The sequence below is a fragment of the Streptomyces malaysiense genome, assembly GCF_000980885.2.
GTDB classification, from domain to species: domain Bacteria; phylum Actinomycetota; class Actinomycetes; order Streptomycetales; family Streptomycetaceae; genus Streptomyces; species Streptomyces malaysiense.
The window spans coordinates 1-1,490 of sequence record NZ_LBDA02000167.1 but is presented as its reverse complement, the minus strand read 5'-3'; the positions used below and the strand labels follow the sequence as shown (position 1 = coordinate 1,490).

The window sequence follows — 1,490 nt, the reverse complement described above, 5'->3', positions numbered from 1 at the left end:
CCTATGTAACGGGTTCTGCGGCTCCCGGCGGCCGTGACGGCCTGGTGAATCGTGCCTTCCACGCCGGATCGGATGGCATAGACGGCCTTCCATTCCTCGGTTGACTGCTCGGCGCGGACGCGTTCGAGGACGGCGTCTTGATCTTGCGGGCGGACGGTGAGCTGTCGGCCGTAACGTGTCGGGTTGGTGCATTGCCCGCGGGAGGGGCAGAGCGCGCAGGTCTCGGTGGCGAAGCGGATCCGGATCGCGGGCCGCTGGTTGTTGTCGAGTCCCTCGGTCCAGTAGCGGCTGTGGGCGCCGTCTGGGCAGGTTGCCCGACGGGCGTCCCGGTCGATGGTGAAGGACGCCTTGCCGTAGCCGGCGGTCTGGACGGTGCGGCGGGTGTGCGGCCGGACCGGGCCGATGACGCGGACACCGTGTTGGCTTGGCGCGGTGAGCAGGAGTTCCGCAGAGATGTAGCCAGCGTCCATCAGGTGTTCGCCCGGCAGCAGGTGCTTGGCGTGGAGCCGGTCGTGGATCTCGTCGACGACGACCGGGTCGCCGACCGTGGCGTCTGTGGTGACCACGTGGGTGATCAGGTGGGGTCGGCCGCTGTCCCGGGCGTCGCAGGTCTCAGTGAAGTGGACCTTGTAGCCGTCCCACGCCGAGCCGCGCTTGACGGCGTTGCGGGCATCCGGGTCGTAAGGCGAGGTGATCCTCGCTCTGCTGGGCGGGAGTTCGTTCTTGCCCCGCCAGGCTACCTCCTGCATCCCGTCCGCGATCGTCCGCTGAAACTGCTGCAGCCACACCGCCCGCAGGGTGCCGATAGCCGGCACCTGTCTCAGCCAGTGAGGGGCGTCCGATGCGAAGGCCGCCTCGAGGAACGAGTAGCCGTCTGCCGCAATGCGCCAGGTCAGCTCGGTCCGCTCGTTCTCATCACTTGGTAGCCGGTAGGAGTCCACCCGGGCCCCGTACTGTTCCTGCCAGACCGGGGGCATCCAGGAGGCGAGCCACCCGGGTGCGGCAACGGCGACCGCCTCCAGCGCGGCCCGCAGTGTCTCGCCGACGAACTCCAGGCGATTGAGGTCCCTCACTGCGGCGAGCACGTGGGTGGAGTCCGTGCGCTGGCGACCCCGGCCAGACACAAGCCTCAGCTCGATGAGTCGTTCCAGCATCAGATCCAGGACCTTCTCCTCCAGACCGTGGTCCAGGAGACGGTCACGGAAGCCCGTCAGCACGGTGAAGTCAAAACCAGAGTCGGTCAGTTGGAGGCCGAGCAGGTACTTCCAGTCGATTCTCGCGCGCACCGCGTGGGCGGCTTGGCGGTCGGTCAGATTCTCCGCGAACTGCAGCACGCTGACCAGCGCAAGCTGACCTGGAGCGACTCCGGGGCGACCACGCACGCCAAACGCGGACCGGAAGATCTCGTCGTCGAACAGCGGGCCAAGCGCGTCCCGCACCCGCATCGCCAGACACCCCTTGGGAAACGCAGCCCGGGCCACCGCCCGTGT

The 1,490-nt window shown here is 68.1% G+C and carries 1 protein-coding gene; it reads right to left on the bottom strand.

Annotation, left to right across the window (positions count from 1 at the left end; genetic code table 11):
* Nucleotides 1-1,445: IS1182 family transposase (locus VT52_RS34655; RefSeq protein WP_240510029.1), on the bottom strand; the 1,445-nt coding region annotated here is incomplete at its 3' end.
* Nucleotides 1,446-1,490: the final 45 nt, after the last annotated feature.